This window comes from Rhizobium azibense (assembly GCF_004342325.1).
Taxonomy (GTDB): domain Bacteria; phylum Pseudomonadota; class Alphaproteobacteria; order Rhizobiales; family Rhizobiaceae; genus Rhizobium; species Rhizobium etli_B.
The window spans coordinates 71,312-89,016 of sequence record NZ_SMBJ01000004.1 but is presented as its reverse complement, the minus strand read 5'-3'; the positions used below and the strand labels follow the sequence as shown (position 1 = coordinate 89,016).

The window sequence follows — 17,705 nt, the reverse complement described above, 5'->3', positions numbered from 1 at the left end:
ACAAAAAAACCGGCCGCAAATGCAGACCGGTTTCATACCCGGTCTTTTTAGCCACTTCTTTAACGTGGCTGCAAGCCGACCGGCCAAATCACCACGGGATAAAGCTGCAATACTGCTGTTAGCTTCTTGCGTCAATTCCTTGAGTTTGGTTTTGTCTGGGGCAAATTATGGATGGAGCATGATGGCTCGCGAAACTGGAATCTTGGCCGATCGCGCAATTGCGGCGCTGTTTGAATTGGGCCGCCTCACGAGTGAGCGGGAACTGGACCGCGATCAGATTCAGCCGGCAAGCCTGGACCTGCGCCTGGGCGCCAGGGCGTTCCGCGTCCGGGCAAGTTTCATGCCGGGCCCCTCGCATCTCGTTGCCGACAAGCTCGACCGGCTGAGCCTGCACGTCATCGACCTTTCCGAAGGTGCCGTGCTCGAAACGGGCTGCGTCTATATTGTGCCCCTCATGGAGCGGCTCGATCTTCCCGCTGAAATGTCCGCCTCGGCCAACCCCAAGAGCTCGACCGGCCGCCTCGACATCTTCACCCGTGTCATTACCGACTACGCGCAGGAATTTGACAAGATTCCTGCCGGTTATTCTGGCCCGCTCTACCTGGAAATCAGCCCGCGCACGTTCCCGGTCGTCGTGCGCCGCGGCTCGCGCCTCTCGCAGATCCGCTTCCGCGTCGGGCATTCAATTCTGGGCGAGCCGGAACTGCAGGCGCTGCATGATGCAGAAACGCTGGTTGCAAGCTCCAAGCCGAACGTTTCCGGCGGCGGCATTGCGCTGTCGATCGATCTGGCGGGCGACAAGGATGGCCTGATCGGCTACCGCGGCAAGCATCACACGGCCGTCGTCGATGTCGATAAGAAGGCTGAGCACGATATCTTCGATTTCTGGGAGCCGCTTTACAGCCGCGGCCGCAACGAACTGATCCTCGATCCGGATGAGTTCTATATCCTCGTTTCGCGTGAAGCCGTACATGTTCCGCCGCACTACGCAGCCGAGATGACACCCTTTGATCCGCTCGTCGGCGAGTTCCGCGTGCATTACGCCGGCTTCTTCGATCCAGGTTTCGGCCACGCGCCTGCCGGCGGCATGGGCAGTCGCGCCGTTCTCGAAGTCCGCAGCCATGAAGTGCCCTTCATTCTGGAAGACGGCCAGATCGTCGGCCGCCTGGTTTACGAGCACATGCTGGAGAAGCCCGAAAGCCTCTATGGCTCCGGTCTTGGATCGAACTACCAGGCCCAGGGACTGAAACTGTCGAAGCACTTCCGCATCTGAGAGCCTTGACACCGCCATCCTTCTGTTGGAAGGCTTCTGTCATCGCGGGTGTAGCTCAATGGTAGAGCAGCAGCTTCCCAAGCTGAATACGAGGGTTCGATTCCCTTCACCCGCTCCAGCTGTCTTTTTGTCCAGCCCGGATACATCGGCAACAGATCGAATGACACCTGCCGCTTCCCCGCAGCGCCATGTAATCATGTGTCTCGAAGACCGGCATAGGGCGTAGAAGCGCATGCCAGCTTCGCAAAACGCTTTCCGGTTCTTAGGGCAGAACAAGTCGCGCAGAAAGCGGGCCACGAATGAGCGAATAAGAGCGGCACGGGCCAGCAGATGGAAGGCTGCCGGAAAGATCTCTGGAATTCGCATCGGTTGCCGTGTCGGTTCGCCCTCTTTCTGGGATAACGCTGCCTGTCGACACGCTGGACCATAGAGATGCCGTGAAAGCGGCTGCAGCGAACGAAGACTGGAGTTGGATGGGTTGAGCTTGACACCAATACCCCGCCGCCTTTCCCAGCCTTCTATAAAGGGGAAGCGCGCTGCAGGCACGCTCCTGGTTTGCGTTCACGATCCCGTTTCGATCGGACGGGTTCAACGCCCTGTATCGGCGGCGTCACGCGCTTTGCGCCGCGCTCGGACGGAGGAGTGCCCGTGCCGGAGCCGTGCTGGTGGTGCCACTCAAAATTCTGTCCAGTCGGCCTCCTTGTTTTGCGAAGCGCTGTTCATGCCGAATGCGCCGGCAAGCTTGCTGCCAAGCGCGCGGGCAGGCGAAGCGGCGGGCCGCGTGCTCACTGTCGCCACGCGGATTGGGGGTTTTGAAACCGGCGCCGGGCGGGTCGCCACAGGCCGTGCTGGTGCTTGCGGCGTCGAACGTGCCGCTGCGATGAAGCTGTCCGTTCCGCCCAGCTTGAACTGGCCGAGCAGTTCGTTCAGTGCGGCGGCCTCCGTTGCCAGGCTGTGGCTTGCTGCCGTGCTCTCTTCGACCATGGCGGCATTCTGCTGCGTGCCCTGGTCCATGGTGTTCACGGCCGTATTGATTTCCTGCAGGCCTGTCGATTGTTCACGGGAAGCCTCCGCGATCGCATGGACGTGCTGGTTGATCTCCTGCACCTCATGAACGATGGCGTCGAGCGCCTTGCCAGTTTCGCTGACCAGGGCAACGCCGGTCTGGACATGTGTGCCGGAATTGGTGATCAGCGACTTGATCTCCCTTGCCGCATTCGCCGAACGCTGCGCCAGTTCGCGCACTTCCTGGGCAACGACCGCAAAGCCCTTGCCCGCTTCACCTGCACGAGCTGCCTCGACGCCGGCATTGAGCGCGAGAAGGTTCGTCTGGAAGGCGATGTCGTCGATCACGCCGATGATATTGCTGATCTCGGCCGAGGACTGTTCGATCTGCTGCATCGCCTTGACGGCATTGCGGACGACTTCGCCGGACTTCTCGGCGCCTGCGCGGGTGCGGGCAACGAGCTCGCTTGCTTCCTGCGCGCGGCGGGCGGCGTCCTTTACAGTCGTTGTGATCTCTTCCAGCGCGGCGGCGGTTTCCTCCACGGAGGCGGCCTGCTGCTCCGTGCGCCTGGAAAGTTCGTCGGCTGATGAACGGATTTCGTTCGCCCCCGCGCCGATCGCCCGCGCATTGGAGCCGACGGTGCGCATTGCCTCGTTCAGCTTTTCGACCGAATGGTTGAAGTCGCGGCGCAATCCATCGAGATGTTCTGCGAACGGAACATCGATGTGGGAGGCGAGATCGCCCGATGCCAGACGGCGCAGCCCGTCCCCGAGCGCCTCGGCCGCGCCGGAAAATTCCGCCGCTTCGCGGGCTTTCTGGGCTTCGCGTTCGCGACGTTCGCCATCAGTCAGGTTGCGATCGACTTCCGCCTGGTTTTCGAGCTGGATGCGCTCGATCGCGCTGTTGCGGAAAACTTCGAGCGCTTCGGCCATCTGGCCCACTTCGTCGCGGCGCTCGAGGCCCGGGACATTGCTGTCGGTCTCGCCTTCGGCAAGGCGCGTCATTCGCTCACGAAGCTTTGCCATCGGCGACGTGATGCCGGCCTGTGCGATCACGATCCCGAGCGCGATTGCGCCTATAACGGCCGCCGCGATGATGGCAAGGCAGAGATTGATGCGCTCATTGACGCTTGCCGAAACGGCGTCTCCGCCATCGTTGAGCATTGACATCAAGGCATCGTTATTCGCCGTCATCTTCGGGGTCAGTGCGGTGAGCTTGGCATTCAGCTGAGCGGCGGCAATCTGGGCTGCGGCACTGTCGCCGGCCTTGCTCATTTCGGCGACCCTGCTTGAAATCGTTTCTATTTCGGCGATTGCGTTGAGAATATCGTCGATCGCCGGCTTGCGGCTGGGCACCAGAGCTGCCGCCTGGTTAAGAAGGTCACGCGCCTGCGGCAGCTTGTTCGGTGTAGAAAGCGCGGTATGAAAAGCGGGCGTGCCCGCCTTCAGGCTCGAGAGCCTCGTGGTCTGCAGCACTGCGGCGACGACAGACGCGCTGGCGCGCGCACCTTGCATGGCCGCCAATGCTTCATGGTCGATAAACGCACTATATCTCTCATCCGCATGACGGAATTCGGTGATGACGTAAATCAGGCCGCCCATGGCAATCACGCCCAGGACCATGAGGATGGACACGATCTTGGTTCGGATTTTCAGGTTCTTCAGCAATGTTCGCATCGAAAATTACCCGCTTTCTTGGGCCTTCTGCTTGCCCGGCATTCTGGAAAATCAATGGTTCGAAACTCGGCATGGAGCTGCGGCATGTTCGAAATGATTTGATGAGGCTCGACGCCTGCGTCATGCAGCCGGCTGAAAAAAGCCGTCGTCGTTTGCGGCATAAGAGTCGATATTGCTTAACGGGGGCCTAATGTTGGAAGCAGGTCCCCAGTAAATTCGAGGCGCCCATTGCTTGGACGCTACGTGCGATTTCCTGTGCTGGATTCTTGCCCGGAGTGTGAGCGCGTTGTCCAGGAAGAGAAGGTTCGTGCGGAGCTGCGGGCGGCTTGCCCTATGCCGGCCGAGCGGCGCCTGGTCCATCGAAGCAGGGTCGCCTGTTTGCCGCGGTCCATCTACGCTTTGCCTGGTCAGAATGAAGAGCCCATCCCTTTACAAGGGATCGAAGAGGGGGGCCGACAGGATTGGGCAGGCAGGATAAGGGGCCCTCGGCATGAGCCGTTATCGGACGGTACATCCATCCCGCTCCTCAAGGCCGAGCGGAGCGATCTGCCGCACATTGATCCAGCCGTTTGCCGTCGTCGAGACGGTGCGCCCGGCGCATATTCCCCGAAACGCATGACTCTGATACACGATCACCGAGCGACGATGCCCCGACCCCATGAGCCGGACATGAGACAATATTTCCTCGCCTCTACAAGAGTTATGGCTATTCTGACCGTAATTCTGATTCTAGCTGCATCATCTGCGGCGCCTGGCTTTGCGCAGCAGACGCCGTCGTCGCTGCCGCTGCTTTTTGATGCCCGCGAAAGACTTGCCAAGCCGGACCTTTCGTCGCTCGTCCGCCTCCGCTTTCTCACCTCCGTCGACTTCCCGCCTTTCAACTTCACCGATCAGAACGGTAAACTGGCGGGTTTCAACATCGATCTCGCCCGCGAGATCTGCGATGAATTGGAAGTTGCTGCGAAATGCGAGATCCAGGCACTGCCCTTCGCCGATCTCAAGGACGCGCTTGCAGCCTCCCAGGGCGATGCCGTCATCGCCGGACTGGCCGTGACTGCGGACTTGCGAAAGCAGTTTACCTTCACCCGCCCTTACCTCATGCTGCCGGCCCGCTTTGTGCGCAATGCGAAGGCAAATATCGACGGGAATACTGCCGCATCTCTCGTTAAGCGTCCGGTCGGCGTCGTCAAGGCGACGGTCCATGAGGCCATGCTCGCCGCCTTTTTCCCGGCGATAAAAGCCGTGCCTTTCGACAACAAGGAAGCGCTGCTTTCTGCTCTGAAGGATGGCAAGGTGGATGCCGCCTTTGCCGATGCCCTGCAATTGTCCTTCTGGGTTTCCTCCAGGGCCTCAGCAAGGTGCTGTCCGCTCTTCGACGGCCCTTATCTGTCGGAGCAGTTTTTGGGCGAAGGCATGACGATCATGCTTCGCCAGAACGACAGCGTATTGACCGCAGCGCTGGACCACGCGCTTGCAGCGCTTTCCAGAAACGGCCGTCTGCAGGAAATCTACCTTCGTTATTTCCCTAACGGGCTCTACTAACCGTTGCGGAAGCGGGCGATCGCGCTGCGTTCGATGGCAGCGCAGGTAAGCTTGTCGAGTTCCAGCCTGTCGCGGAGCATGCTGAGCAACCGAAGCTCCTCGGCCTTGACCGAAAGGTCGGCGGAGGCGACTTCGACGGCAAGTGCGTAGGCGGTGTCGTAGAGCCGCGAAGGCAGCGTGTCCTTCACCGTTTCCAAAACGACATCGAGGCCCTCTGGTCCGGCCAGCAGCGAGGCGCAGTCGCGGGCAATGGATATCAGCTTGTCGTCGTCGAAATCATTGAAGACCGGCAGAAAGCCGATCAGCTGGCCGATGCGCTCCATTTCCCGGTCATTCATCGTGCTGTCGACAGCGGATGCCATCACCATCACGTAGATCAGCGCGTCATGGGCGGAAAGCGGCTTGTTCATTCGGTTATTCCCTCTGCTTCGGCAGGAGTTTAGGAATTGCCGTGCGCCATTACAAGGGATCGCTAGTTCGGATCGAGAGGATTGTCCAGCTGTGGTGCGGGCGGCAGCGCCAGCGGCGCGCCCTTGCGCGGATCCTCGCCATAGACGCCTTTCTTCTCCGCTTTGGCCTGCGCACCGGCTTCGGCCAGCGCCGATCCGTCGGCCGCATCCGCCCAGCCGTTTTCCACCAGCCATTCGGAAAGGTCCTGCACACCGATCTTGCAGGAGGCGGTCGTGATGCCGGTCCAGTTGGCATCCTCCAGATCGCAGGTGACCGAGCGCAGCCGCAAGAAGAGCCGGAAATTCGTCTTCGCCAGCATGCCGCAAGGCCATTCGTTCCCGTCCGGTTCCTTGCAGACCTTGTCGGCCTGTGTCGGAACGATACCGGCAAGACGCAGCTTCCTGTTTCCGAAGCCGAGAATACCCGCACTCTCGGCAATCGGCCTCGGCAAGATCGCAGCTTTTTGCGGCTCCGGCTTCGGCCTTTCGGGCTTGGGCGTTACAACCCGTTCCAGCGGCTTGCCGTCGGCCTGTGCTGGATAAGATCGGCTTGCCTGGTCAACCGGCCGCGCAGTCATCGTGATCTTTGGATCGGATCGGGCAGGCGGCGGCCCTGGAGTCTCCCCGGATTTCGCAGTTGTGACGGGTTCTTCGCTCGCGCCTTGCGTGGCGTCCGGCCCGGCAGATCGCCTGCTGCCCACCGCCAGCATCCCGGCGACGATTGTTATTCCCGCAACAGCTGTCAGAAGTGCTGCAGGCCGCATGGAAGATTTTCCTATTGGCTGGCCCAGATAATACGTGCGATCCAATCCACATCGGAAAGCTCGATCGTCCGGTTCGGATGTTCGGGATTGAGCGACATGAGTTCGATGGAGCGCGGGCTCTGGCGCAGCAGCACTTTCGCCATCACCTCGCCCTCGCGCGTCTTGACGACGACACGATCGTTGCGACGCACCTGCGCACCCGGCTCGACGATCAGCACGTCGCCGTCGCGGTAAAGCGGCATCATGCTGTCGCCCTGCACTTCGAGCGCATAGACGCCAGCTTTGTGCGAGGGGGCCGCCGGAAATTCCACCACATCCCATCCCTGGCCTGCCGGGAAACCGCCGTCGTCGAAAAAGCCCCCCGCACCGGCCTGAGCGAAGCCGAGCAGGGGAATGGAGCTTGCCCGCGGCTCGGATTCGCCATCCGGCAGCCCGGACGAGCTGTTGGCCGGCCGCATGAAGCCCATGAACTGCTCCACGGTGGCGCCTGTCGCATCGAGTACCTTGGCAATCGATTCCGTCGAGGGCCAGCGCAGGCGGCCATCGGCAGAAAGCCGCTTGGATTTGTTGAAGGAGGTGGGGTCGAGACCAGCCCGACGCGCAAGCCCAGAGGGCGTCAGGTCATGCCGTTCGGCAAGCCTGTCGATCGCTGCCCAAATCTGCTCGTGTGACAGCATCTTGCCTGATCCTGCGCCCGGTGCTGCTCTCCAATCGGCAGGAAGACTAACGCCAAGCTTTATCATAGTAAAGAAGAAAGAGGAATAAAATCCTGCCTTGGAGTCAGGCGACCATCGCCATGTTGATCTTGCCGAGCTGGATGACGGCCTGCGTGCGGCTGTCGACGTTGAGCTTCAAGAGGATGGCCGAGACATGCGCCTTGATCGTCGCTTCGGAAACGCCGAGCTCGTAGGCGATCTGTTTGTTGAGCAGGCCTTCGCCGAGCATGGTGAGCACGCGGCTTTGCTGCGGCGTCAGCGTGTGCAGGCGGTGAATGAGATCGGCCACGTCCGGATCCTGTTCATGGCCGTCGCGATAATTCTCCGGCGTCGCAATATCGCCGGCAAGCACCGTCTGGATGCTGCTGCGGATATCTTCGATGCCGGACGATTTGGAAATGAAGCCGGAGGCGCCCAGTTCCAGCGCGCGGCGAATCGTCGTCGCGTCGTCGGTTGCGGAAATGATGACGATCGGCAGGCTTGCGAATTCGGCACGCAGTGCCATCAGCCCGGAAAAGCCGCTGACGCCCGGCATGGCAAGATCGAGCAGCATGATATCGGCATCCGGATGATCGGTTGCGGCAGCACGCGCGGCGGTAAAATCGCCGGCTTCGACGATGGCGTGCTGCCCCTCCATGCCGGTCACGGCCTGGCGCAGCGCATCCCGGAAAAGCGGATGGTCGTCCGCAATGATGATCGTTTGTTCCTGCATCGAAAACTCCCTCCCAAGAGTTCGATTCCATCCCCTCGTATGCGAAGCTTCGCGCCGCACATGCCTTCCGCTTATATTACTACATCAAATCATGTCTTCTGCGGAAGAGGTGCGGACTTTTCTTCCTCCTGGAATTGCTTCACCATGCCCATGAAGCTTTTCATCATTCGCTCCATGATGCTGATCGAGCGGTCGATCTCGGCATCGGTGGGCAGTGCCTTGTTGACGATGCTCTTGTTTTCGAGCGCAGTTACGCGGTCGGAAAGCCGGTCGAGTTCGTCGTCATAGGCTGCGCGTTCGTCGGCCGCCATGCGGCAGACAAGCGAGCCGTCCTTTTCCTCGCAAAGCGCCATTGCGCCTGTGTGCTTGTCAAGGCGGACGAAATGGTCGCCGCTTCGCTCGAGCTGGTAGCGGCCCGGGTCCGGCTCGGCCGCAAGCGCCGTCATCGGCAGAAGAATTGCAGCAATCCCGATTGCGATCGTCTTCATGATATGATCCTCCGGATTTGTGTTGCGGCTTTCCTGTTTTTCTTGGGGGAGCCGTGGACATCGCCGTTCGTTTCCGGCAAAGCGCTCTCACCAACAGCATCAGCCATTGCATGAGGCCATCATGAGCGTGACACCCGTCGTTTACAAGATCGTGACCGCGGCTCTCTGGCAGGAAGCCAGGCAAAGCGGCGTTTTTCGCGGCGAAGGCATCGATCTCAAGGACAATTTCATTCATCTGTCGACGGAAAGACAGGTGCGGCGGACCGCGGCGCTGTTTTTTTCAGGCCAGCCTGGCCTGCTGCTGGTCGCCATCGACAGCGGCAAGCTTAGCGACAAGCTGATCTTCGAACCTTCCAGAGACGGCGACCTTTTTCCGCATCTTTACGCCGAACTGCCGCTTTCGGCAGTCATCTGGGAAAAGCCGCTGCCGCTCGACGATGCCGGAGTGCATATCTTCCCGGAACTCCTGCCATGATCGGCGCGTTCAGGCACGCTGCCCGCAGGGGACTTTTCCTCTTCGATCCCGAAACCGCGCACGGCATGTCGATCGCCGCGCTGAGATCCGGCCTGGTTCCCGCCTGCCGCATTTCGCCCGATCCGCGGCTGGTGCAGACGGTTGCCGGCCTCACCTTCGAAAATCCGCTCGGCATGGCGGCCGGTTACGACAAGAATGCCGAAGTGCCGGAGGCCCTCTTGAAGCTCGGGTTCGGCTTCACCGAGGTCGGCACGGTGACGCCCAAGCCGCAATCAGGCAATCCGCGCCCGCGCATCTTCCGCCTGGTGGACGACGAAGCGGTCATCAACCGCCTCGGCTTCAATAACGAGGGCCATGACGCCGCATTCCGGCGTCTGTCGGCGATCCGCGGCAAGGGCATCATCGGCGTCAACATCGGCGCCAACAAGGACAGCGAAGACCGCATCGCCGACTATGTAACAGGCATCCGCCGTTTTTATTCGGTGGCGCGCTATTTCACCGCCAACATCTCCTCGCCGAATACGCCGGGCCTGCGTGACCTGCAGGCACGTGAGAGCCTGGCCGCTCTTCTTTCTGCCGTGCTTGCCGCCCGTGATGAAGAGGCCGCGAGATCGGGTCGAAAAATCCCGGTCTTCCTCAAGATTGCGCCCGATCTCACCGAGGAGGGCATGGACGATATCGCCGCCGAAGCGCTCTCCCATGGGCTGGAGGGCCTGATCGTCTCGAACACGACGCTCGCCCGCCACGGTCTGAAGGATCAGCGGCAGGCGAAGGAAGCGGGCGGTCTTTCCGGCAAGCCGCTTTTCGACAAGTCGACCGCGGTTCTTGCGAAAATGCGCAAGCGCGTCGGCGCAGCGCTCCCGATCATCGGCGTCGGCGGCGTTTCCTCGGCGGAGACGGCGCTGGAAAAAATCAGGGCAGGGGCCGATCTGGTGCAGCTTTATTCCGGGATGGTCTATGAGGGTCCAGGTCTTCCGGGCGAGATCGTGCGCGGCCTTTCAAAGCTCCTCGACCGTGAGCAGGTCAAGTCGATCCGCCAACTGCGAGACACGCGCGTTGATCACTGGGCGACCCGGAGCGTCTGATCGGCCCGCCGCTTCACCGGCATGGCCTGGCAGAAGCGCCGGAAGAGCTGGAAGCGTTCATCGACAGACATAGCCCGTGATTCTGACGAGCGGCACGAAGACCGCAAGTGCCGCAAGATAGCCCGCAGATGACATCAGCGGTTGCGCGATGTCGGCCAGTCGCGCCGATGATGACGTCCATCGAGGCGGTCAGGCGGAACCTTCGCTTCAACTTCCTGTATGCGGCTTTAGATCCTGTTGCAGTAGTCAGCGATTTCCTAAGTGCTTGGAGTGGCTCAACTGGTTCCACCAGGTGTCATGACGTGCCGTCCGCGATATTCCTGCCACAACGGCGTCAACCACGCCATTTCGCTTCGGTTCACTGGCGAACTTTTCCCGGTCGGGGCCCGTGTATGTCCTGGGCCGCGGCTGCGACGATGGAAACAGGCGACGCTGCATAAAGTGTCCTCGTCAAGCTTGTCCATACCAATTCGGATAATCTGTTCCACGGACGGTCTGCCTCGATTGAGATTTCAACGAACTCATTCTGGCACATCGATGCCGTTTGGAGCCGTCCACCTCAACAAGGCCCATGAGGTGCGAGAGCTTCAGCTGCCATTCGCCCTATTGGTTTCCCAACATTGCCATTTGGTCGGCATGCTTTGCGCCAGCGGGTTCGTCTCGTTCGAGAGGCAGAGTGAACAGAAACACTGCCCCACGAGGTTTATTCGCGGTCGCCCATAGCCGGCCCCCGTGAGCCTCGATGATCGAACGGCAGATCGCCAGGCCCATACCCATACCGGTGGATTTGGTCGTGTAGAAGGCCTCAAAAAGGCGGTCCATGCTTTGCGGGTCGAGGCCTGGACCCGAGTCGTGCACCCCGACGACCACGCCTCCTGAGGCGTCTGTCTCGGTGCTGATCAGCAACTCGCGCTCTTCCTCATGAATGCCACTCATCGCCTCAATGGCGTTCATGATCAGGTTTAGGATCACCTGTTGCAGCTGAACGCGATCCCCTTCCACGGACGGGAGGCTCGTGGCGAATTCGGTCTGCAGCGTGACGCCTTGCCGGAGCACTTCAGTGCCGGTCAAGGCAATCACGTGACGAATGGCTTCGTTGAGGTCGAACTGCCCCTTGCGAGGGGGTTCCTTCTTGACCAAGGCGCGGATTCGGCCAATGACATCGCCGGCCCGATTGGCGTTCTCGACGATCCGGCCGAGCGCCTGAGCCACCTCCTCCAGATTCGGCGGATAGGTACCGAGCCAGCGCAAGGCCGCCTGGGCGTTGGTAAGCGAGGCGGCGAGCGGCTGATTGACTTCATGGGCGATGGAGGCTGTGAGCTGCCCCATGGTGGCGACGCGGTTTGCGTGGGCCAGTTGCCCCTGCGCCTCGCGCAAGGCTTCCTCGCTCTCGCGTAACGCCTCTTCCGCCTGCCGGCGCTCCGTCAAATCGAGGACGAAAGAGACACCTTCATTCGTGCTTTCTTCTAACAGTGCACCGCCGATCAGCACGGGCAGACGGCTGCCATCTTTCCGAAAGTACTCCTTCTCGAACGGTTGGACCGCCCCGATCAGCTTCAGCTCTGCGGAGGTCCGTGCGTCGCGGTCGCTCCATTCGGGCGGCGTCAGGTCCGTCCAGCATAGTCGACCCGAGGCAAGATCCTCTCGGTCGTATCCCACCATGCGGAGGAATGCGTCGTTGGCCTCAAGAATGCGACCTTCGACATCCCAGATGACGATCCCGATGATGTTGGCCTTGACGAGGCGACGGATCTTGGCTTCTCGTTCAGCGAGATCGCGGTACAACCGGGTATTCTCGAGTGAGATCGCTGCCTGAGAGGCGAGCAGCTTCAGCACCGCGATTCGGGCTGGAGCGAATACCCGAGGGGCGAGATTGTTCTCAAGATAGAGGACGCCGGTTGGTTGGCCCTGGTTGAGCAACGGCACGCAGAGAATGGAACGAGCACGACGCTGACAGATGTAGGGGTCCGCAGAAAATGGGTTCTCAGCTGTGGCATCGCCGAGAACCACACTTTCGTTTGTGCGCAAGACATAATGAAGCAGCGATTCCGGCAGCATAATCGCGGTCGCGATCTCGTCACGCAGCTGCACCACGACCGCGTCGCCGGCGGTCGTGGCCTGCGCCGCAATCCGTGACTCACCGCCACGCTGCAGGATCAACAGGCCGCGCTCGGCCCCCGCCTGCTCAACGGCGGTGCGCAAGACCGTGTCGATCAGCTTTTGAAGGACGATCTCGCCCGACACAGCTTGCGAGATCTTGATAACGGTTGCGAGATCGAGTTGCTCGACCGGTGCACCAATGGTGGCGGTTGGAGCAGGAGTGCGTTCTTCCCCTCTCAGGTCAGGGTAAAGTTGGTCGAGTTGCCGCACCTTGCCGTCGGCGCCCCAGCGCAGATAGCAGGCGCGCGCGTTGCGGAGATAGAGGCGAGTGAAGTCCTCGAACCCGCCCTGCGAATAAAAGCGGGCGGCGAGTTCATATGCAATGGCTTCATGATGAATGAAGCCGTTGGCGCGCGCCGAGCGGATCGCTTCTTCGTAAAGACGCACGGCGTCGATTTCGCGGCCCTCAAGGCGTGCTATCTCGGCGCCGACCAGAGCGGCTCGGTTCTCGAAGTTCTCCGGGCAATTCTTCGCATAGATCTGAAGCTGTCGGTGGTGGGCGACCAGAGCCTCCGTATGCAGTGCCCGCTGGTCAGGCAGAGCAGAGTCGCAGCATGCGGCGCGGGCCAAAGCGCCGTAGAAATGATGTTCCGGCGTTTCTTCGAAATGCGACACCGATGTCCATGGCAGCCTCTGCGCCCGCAATGATGCATCGACGGCCGCCTCATAGTCGCCCGCAAAGAACCGCGCCTGGAGTTTTCTGACAAAGTAACAAGTTTCCGCAAGAATCAAGTTCGGATCCTCGGAAAATCGGCGCTCGATCTCAAGTTCGTCAAATCCATCGTCGTCGAAGGAGCCGAATTTCCCGGTCAACCCGCGCAGCGTCCGGACAAGGCCGAGTTGCGCGCTGGCGAGGTCTATGACGAATTGGAACCGCACCTTCTGCGCAAATGTGAGGCCAATCTCCGCTTGGCGTTGCACTTCCATAAGTGGATCGCCCGCCGCCAGCAGGTTCGAATTCAAACTGGCATAGCTATATCCGGCAAACGTGAGGTCGCCGCTCTGGTTGGCAATTTCAAGTGCTCGCCGCAAGATGTCGCGTCCGGTTCGGACATGTTTCGTCCACGGTACGACGTGGGCTCCGAAGTCTTTATAAGTCCTGGCTTGGAAGCGCTTCAGTTCGCGCTCTTCGACCAGTTGGCAACCGAGCCGACCAAATCGATAACCGGCCGCATAGTCGCCGAAGCGGGGCCCGGCAATATAGCCAAGCGACACATAATGGTAGCAGGAGCCGTCGCTGTTGCCTCGCTCGAGGCTCAGATTAACGGCCAGGCAGATCGCCATGCATGCAAGATTCGCATCAGTATGCCATACCGCCCCAACGAGCCGGGTGAGGATATCCAGCGCCGCGGAGGATGCTGGGTCGCTCATCAAAGGCAGATCAACGAGCTCCTCGATCGCGCGGCTTCCGAGCTGCGACCAGATCCGGCCGTATTCTCGTTGCACCTCCTCGTCGGCCGGATGCGGCGACCAGTCGACGCCGAGATGCTGCCTCAGGTAGTCGAGACCGACGGCTGCAGAGCGGCTGGTCTGACCGAGCGCAGCATAGAGATCGATGCGCAGGCAGGCGACAGCAGCCTGGTCGTCGGAGCATGCAGCACAGTTGGAAAGCTGTGCCAACCTCTCCTGCGCGTCCGCCAGCGCGCCCATGAGGAACTCGCATTCGGCTCGGTTCAGCTCAAGCGCGAACGCCAGTTGGTGCTGGCGCTCCCAGGCGTCTTCCGGCAGCAGTGTCGCGCCGGCGACAAAATAGTTGAGCGCCGAGGCGTATGCCGTCGAGGCCTTGGCGCGCTTGCCGGCCAGCAGATTGAACCTTGCCAGTTGCTCGCGCTCCTCAGCTGAGGTGATCAGTGCGGCTCCGCGATTGAGTTGGCTGACAATCTCGAAAACATAATCGTCGATCAGCTCCGGCGCAGTGTTCGCCGCAAGCAGTCTCCCTATGCGAAGGTGCAACTCGCCACGTCGCTCCTGCGGGATCAGCGAATAGGCAGCTTCCTGAACGCGATCGTGGACGAACCGGTAGGCGCCTGCCAGACGCTCGAGCAGTTCATGAGCGACGGCAGGCCACAAGGCCTCGTGGACTTGCTCCTCCGGCGTCTCGAGGACGAGTGAAAGCATCGTGGTATCTGCGATGTTTCCGAGACAGGCGAACTGCTGCAGTGCCTTTCGCGTTTCGGGCGGCAGGCGCGCGAGCTTGCCGACCATGAGGTGCACGACGTTGTCGGTGTATCCCATGGCGTTAATGCGCTCGAGATGCCAGGACCAGCATGCCGCGTCATGATCGAAAGTAAGCATTCCCTCTTCGGCGAGCGAAAACAGGAACTGACGGACGAAGAACGGATTGCCGCCGGTCTTGTCGTGCATCATTTGTGCGAGCGGGGCCGCGCGCCCGGGCTGACAGTGGAGCGCATCCGCAATCAGCTGCCGGAGATGGTCTTGACTAAGCGGCGCAAGCCTGATTTCCGCGACCTTGCCGCCGGCGGCCTTGATCGCCTCAAGCTTCCGCATCAAAGGATGGGAAGCGGTGACCTCGTTGTCGCGATAGGCACCGATCAGGATGAGCTGTCGCAGATCCGGCCGGGTCAGTAGATCCTCCAGCAGGTCGAGCGTCGCCGCGTCGAGCCATTGGAGATCGTCGAGGAACAGCGCTAGCGGATGTTCGGGCCGGGCAAAGACGCTGATGAACCGTCGGAATATCAGCTGGAATCGCCGTTGCGCGTCCTGTGGCGGAAGTTCAGCGACCGGCGGCTGGTCGCCGATGATGAGCTTCAGTTCGGGGACGAGATCGACCATCAGTTGTCCGTTCGGCCCCAGCGTCTCGCTCAGCGCCTCGCGCCACGGCGCCAAATCGGCCTCGCTCTTGGCGAGGAGTCCCTTGAGCAGGCCCTGAAATCCCTGCGCCAGGGTCGCATAAGGGATGTCGTGCTTGTACTGGTCGAATTTGCCGGCCGCGAACAGACCCCGCGGAGGCACCAGTACTTTGTGGAGTTCATTGACCACCGCCGACTTGCCTATACCGGAATAGCCAGAGACGAGCACCAACTCCGGCGCCCCGCTCAACACCACGCGGTCGAAGGAATTGAGCAAGGTCTCGACCTCGCGCTCCCGCCCGTAGAGCTTCTCGCGAATCAGCAGGCGGTCGGGGATGTCACGTTCGCCGAGCGCGAACGCATCAATCCGGCCCAGCATTTTCCATTGGCTGAGACAGCGGCCAAGGTCGTGCTCGACGCCGCCTGCCGTCTGGTATCGTTCCTCGGCCGTCTTGGCGAGCAGCTTCATGACGATGGCCGAGACTGCCGGTGAAACATCCGCCGTTCGCTGGTTGGGCGGCATCGGCTGCCGTGCAATGTGGCAATGCACCCATTCCATCGGGTCGGAAGCAGCGAAGGGCAGGCTCCCCGTCAGCATTTCGTAGAGGGTCACGCCGAGCGCATAAAGGTCGCTGCGCGAGTCGATCGAGCGGTTCATGCGCCCGGTCTGCTCGGGGGCCATATAGGCAAGCGTTCCGGCGACCACTTCGGGTGGCTCGGGCGCCTGCCGTTCGCGGCAGAGGCGCGAGGCGATGCCGAAGCCGGTGAGCCGCACCTCGGCGCCTTCTTCCGTTACCAGGATATTGGCCGGTTTGATGTCCTTGTGGACGAGGCCGCGCTGGTGGGCCTTGCCGAGCGCAGCGGCGATGCTAATCGCGAGGCGCAGGAAAAGCCCCGTTTCCATTGCCGTTCCGAGCCGCCGGGCGAGCGGCTCGCCGCCCGGATCTTCAAGTACCAGCATCGTCCGGCCGCCTTCGCGCACCAACTCAAGCGGTCGCACCGCCCATGCGCTATCGAGCTCGTCCTTCAATCCATATTCATGGTCGAGGCGTTCGAGGCTTGAACGTGTCGGGTGCTCGAGGGCCGGAAGCACGACCAGTACCGGGTTCCACTTGCCGTCGACGCCCCGGCGTCGTTCCCGGTGGAACACGCGATCACCATCCTCCCAAAGAACCTCCAAACTGCAATCTCCACCAACGCCGAAGAAAGAGGATGTGCTTTGCCGACTTCGTCACCTCGCCTGTCTCATTTGGCACTGCCACTCCCGTATCGGAGATCCGTCCGATCACAGGGCCAAAGCGAGCACATTTGATCAACCGTAACCAATTCCCTACCTTTTTACCACATCTGTTCGTCCAGCGGATCGGCCGAGCGGCCATCACCCGCCCCTTCGATGGATGGTCTGCCTCTGATGACGAAAGGCTGCCCAGCGGCGGCTGGACGGTCGGGCGGATCGTGGACCCGCAGAGCTTCGGAGGAGAGCGCCGGCATCGAACCCATCCGTGAGCTTCTCCTCAGCGAGCGACATGCTCATGGATCGGCAATGCCACCGTCGCTCCAGACGCGTCAGCCGGCTGGAGCAGGCACTGTCAACAACCATCGGCTACTGAAAGCTATCCAAGCGTATAATGTCGTCTCCAGCCGACTTGTCCTAGACTCGAAGCGATCCTGAAACTAGGAGCGGTCATGATGGTATCCCCATGCGTTGTCCCCCAAGCCTCCTCGGCATCCAACACCAGGAGAGCCAGTGTCTTGGTAGCGGATCCGGAAATCGACGTTTTTTCCCCTCTTGTTGCGCGGCTCCTTTCTGAGGGGTTGGCGGTTCGGCTGGCCACGAGCGTTGCAGAAGCCAAGGCCCAGCTTGAAAGCGACGTGCCCGATTTCGCACTGATTGAACTCAAGTACGCTGACGGCAATGGTTTTGAGATCGTCGAAGCGTTGGCAAATCTCGGCACTACACGCGTCGTGGTCCAAAGTATCTACTGCAACATCGCCACGGCGGTCCGTGTCGTCAGAGAAGGAGCCAGTGACGTTTTGCCGAAACCGATGGAGGTCGATATCGTGCTGGCCGTGCTGCTTGGACGAAATCTCGAATCTGCGCCGATACCCGAGACGATTTCGCGGCCCGAGGCCGTTCGCATCGAGCATATTAAGAGAATTTACGCCATGTGCGGGGCGAACGTATCGCGTACTGCGCGCGCGCTTTCTATGCATCGAAGAAGCCTCCAACGGATCATGGCGCGGGATTCCTTCTCGCTGGAGACGCCTTAAGCTTGGCTGCCATCCCATGCGGCGTCTCGTATGATCGAGACGCCGCAGACGGAGATCGCGTTTGTCGTCAGCACGCAGGCTCCGACCGCCTAGAGAAATCCAGGAAAGAGTGCGGATCGCCTTTCGGTCCCAAATTGCGTAAAAACAAAAAGATTAGTGCCGTTGTGGCGACTCCGGTTTGGCTGAAGCTGCGCCCGCGATGGCGCTCCGGCACCTCTCTGCGCTCATGCGGGCCACGTCGGTGCGCTCAAATACCATCCGGCCGCCCGTACCTTTGA

Annotated in this window: 13 protein-coding genes, 1 tRNA gene and 1 riboswitch; of the genes, 6 read left to right on the top strand and 8 right to left on the bottom strand. The window is 60.9% G+C overall.

The genetic code is table 11. The features are described 5' to 3' along the window. Positions 1-26: 26 nt before the first annotated feature. A riboswitch (SAM riboswitch) is annotated at positions 27-105 on the bottom strand. Between the two features lie 73 nt (positions 106-178). Continuing rightward, entirely contained in the window at positions 179-1,273 is a 1,095-nt protein-coding gene (locus tag EV130_RS10800; protein ID WP_074060088.1) for a 2'-deoxycytidine 5'-triphosphate deaminase, read from the top strand. Positions 1,274-1,317: 44 nt separating this feature from the next. Beyond that, a tRNA-Gly gene (locus EV130_RS10795) sits at positions 1,318-1,391 on the top strand. 557 nt (positions 1,392-1,948) lie between these two features. On the opposite strand, the gene EV130_RS10790 is transcribed toward EV130_RS10795, so the two are convergent. After that, positions 1,949-3,946 (bottom strand): methyl-accepting chemotaxis protein, encoded by a 1,998-nt coding sequence (locus EV130_RS10790; protein WP_074063040.1) that lies wholly within the window; start codon positions 3,944-3,946, stop codon positions 1,949-1,951. Positions 3,947-4,624: 678 nt separating this feature from the next. Here EV130_RS10790 and EV130_RS10785 point away from each other — a divergent pair. Continuing rightward, entirely contained in the window at positions 4,625-5,497 is an 873-nt protein-coding gene (locus EV130_RS10785) for a transporter substrate-binding domain-containing protein (protein ID WP_132660254.1), read from the top strand. Here the strand turns inward: EV130_RS10785 and EV130_RS10780 are convergent. From EV130_RS10780 to EV130_RS10760, 5 genes are all read right to left on the bottom strand, one after another. Continuing rightward, positions 5,494-5,907 (bottom strand): tellurite resistance TerB family protein, encoded by a 414-nt coding sequence (locus EV130_RS10780; RefSeq protein WP_074060091.1) that lies wholly within the window; start codon positions 5,905-5,907, stop codon positions 5,494-5,496. The genes EV130_RS10785 and EV130_RS10780 overlap by 4 nt on opposite strands. Positions 5,908-5,969: 62 nt before the next feature. Beyond that, positions 5,970-6,710, bottom strand: a complete 741-nt coding sequence (locus EV130_RS10775) for a thermonuclease family protein (RefSeq protein ID WP_074060092.1) — start codon at positions 6,708-6,710, stop codon at positions 5,970-5,972. Between the two features lie 11 nt (positions 6,711-6,721). Further along, complete coding sequence (locus EV130_RS10770) at positions 6,722-7,387, bottom strand: S24 family peptidase (protein WP_074060093.1); 666 nt, start codon at positions 7,385-7,387, stop codon at positions 6,722-6,724. Between the two features lie 103 nt (positions 7,388-7,490). Continuing rightward, positions 7,491-8,138, bottom strand: a complete 648-nt coding sequence (locus tag EV130_RS10765; protein WP_074060094.1) for a response regulator — start codon at positions 8,136-8,138, stop codon at positions 7,491-7,493. Between the two features lie 89 nt (positions 8,139-8,227). After that, positions 8,228-8,626 (bottom strand): hypothetical protein, encoded by a 399-nt coding sequence (locus tag EV130_RS10760; RefSeq protein WP_074060095.1) that lies wholly within the window; start codon positions 8,624-8,626, stop codon positions 8,228-8,230. Positions 8,627-8,747: 121 nt separating this feature from the next. On the opposite strand from EV130_RS10760, the gene EV130_RS10755 reads away from it, so the two are divergent. Continuing rightward, positions 8,748-9,101 (top strand): DUF952 domain-containing protein, encoded by a 354-nt coding sequence (locus tag EV130_RS10755; protein ID WP_074063041.1) that lies wholly within the window; start codon positions 8,748-8,750, stop codon positions 9,099-9,101. Then, positions 9,098-10,186: a quinone-dependent dihydroorotate dehydrogenase gene (locus EV130_RS10750; protein WP_074060096.1), complete on the top strand. Its 1,089-nt coding sequence runs from the start codon at positions 9,098-9,100 to the stop codon at positions 10,184-10,186. Before EV130_RS10755 ends, EV130_RS10750 begins: the two co-directional genes overlap by 4 nt. A 603-nt stretch (positions 10,187-10,789) precedes the next feature. Here the strand turns inward: EV130_RS10750 and EV130_RS10745 are convergent. Both EV130_RS10745 and EV130_RS32535 read right to left on the bottom strand, forming a co-directional pair. After that, positions 10,790-16,336 (bottom strand): trifunctional serine/threonine-protein kinase/ATP-binding protein/sensor histidine kinase, encoded by a 5,547-nt coding sequence (locus EV130_RS10745; RefSeq protein ID WP_132660252.1) that lies wholly within the window; start codon positions 16,334-16,336, stop codon positions 10,790-10,792. 158 nt (positions 16,337-16,494) lie between these two features. Further along, the gene (locus tag EV130_RS32535) at positions 16,495-16,656 is read right to left on the bottom strand and encodes a hypothetical protein (RefSeq protein ID WP_155774405.1); all 162 of its coding nucleotides are present in this window, start codon (positions 16,654-16,656) and stop codon (positions 16,495-16,497) included. 252 nt (positions 16,657-16,908) lie between these two features. Between EV130_RS32535 and EV130_RS10740 the strand changes: the two genes are divergently transcribed. Further along, entirely contained in the window at positions 16,909-17,427 is a 519-nt protein-coding gene (locus tag EV130_RS10740) for a response regulator transcription factor (protein ID WP_165918519.1), read from the top strand. The last annotated feature ends 278 nt before the right edge of the window (positions 17,428-17,705 follow it).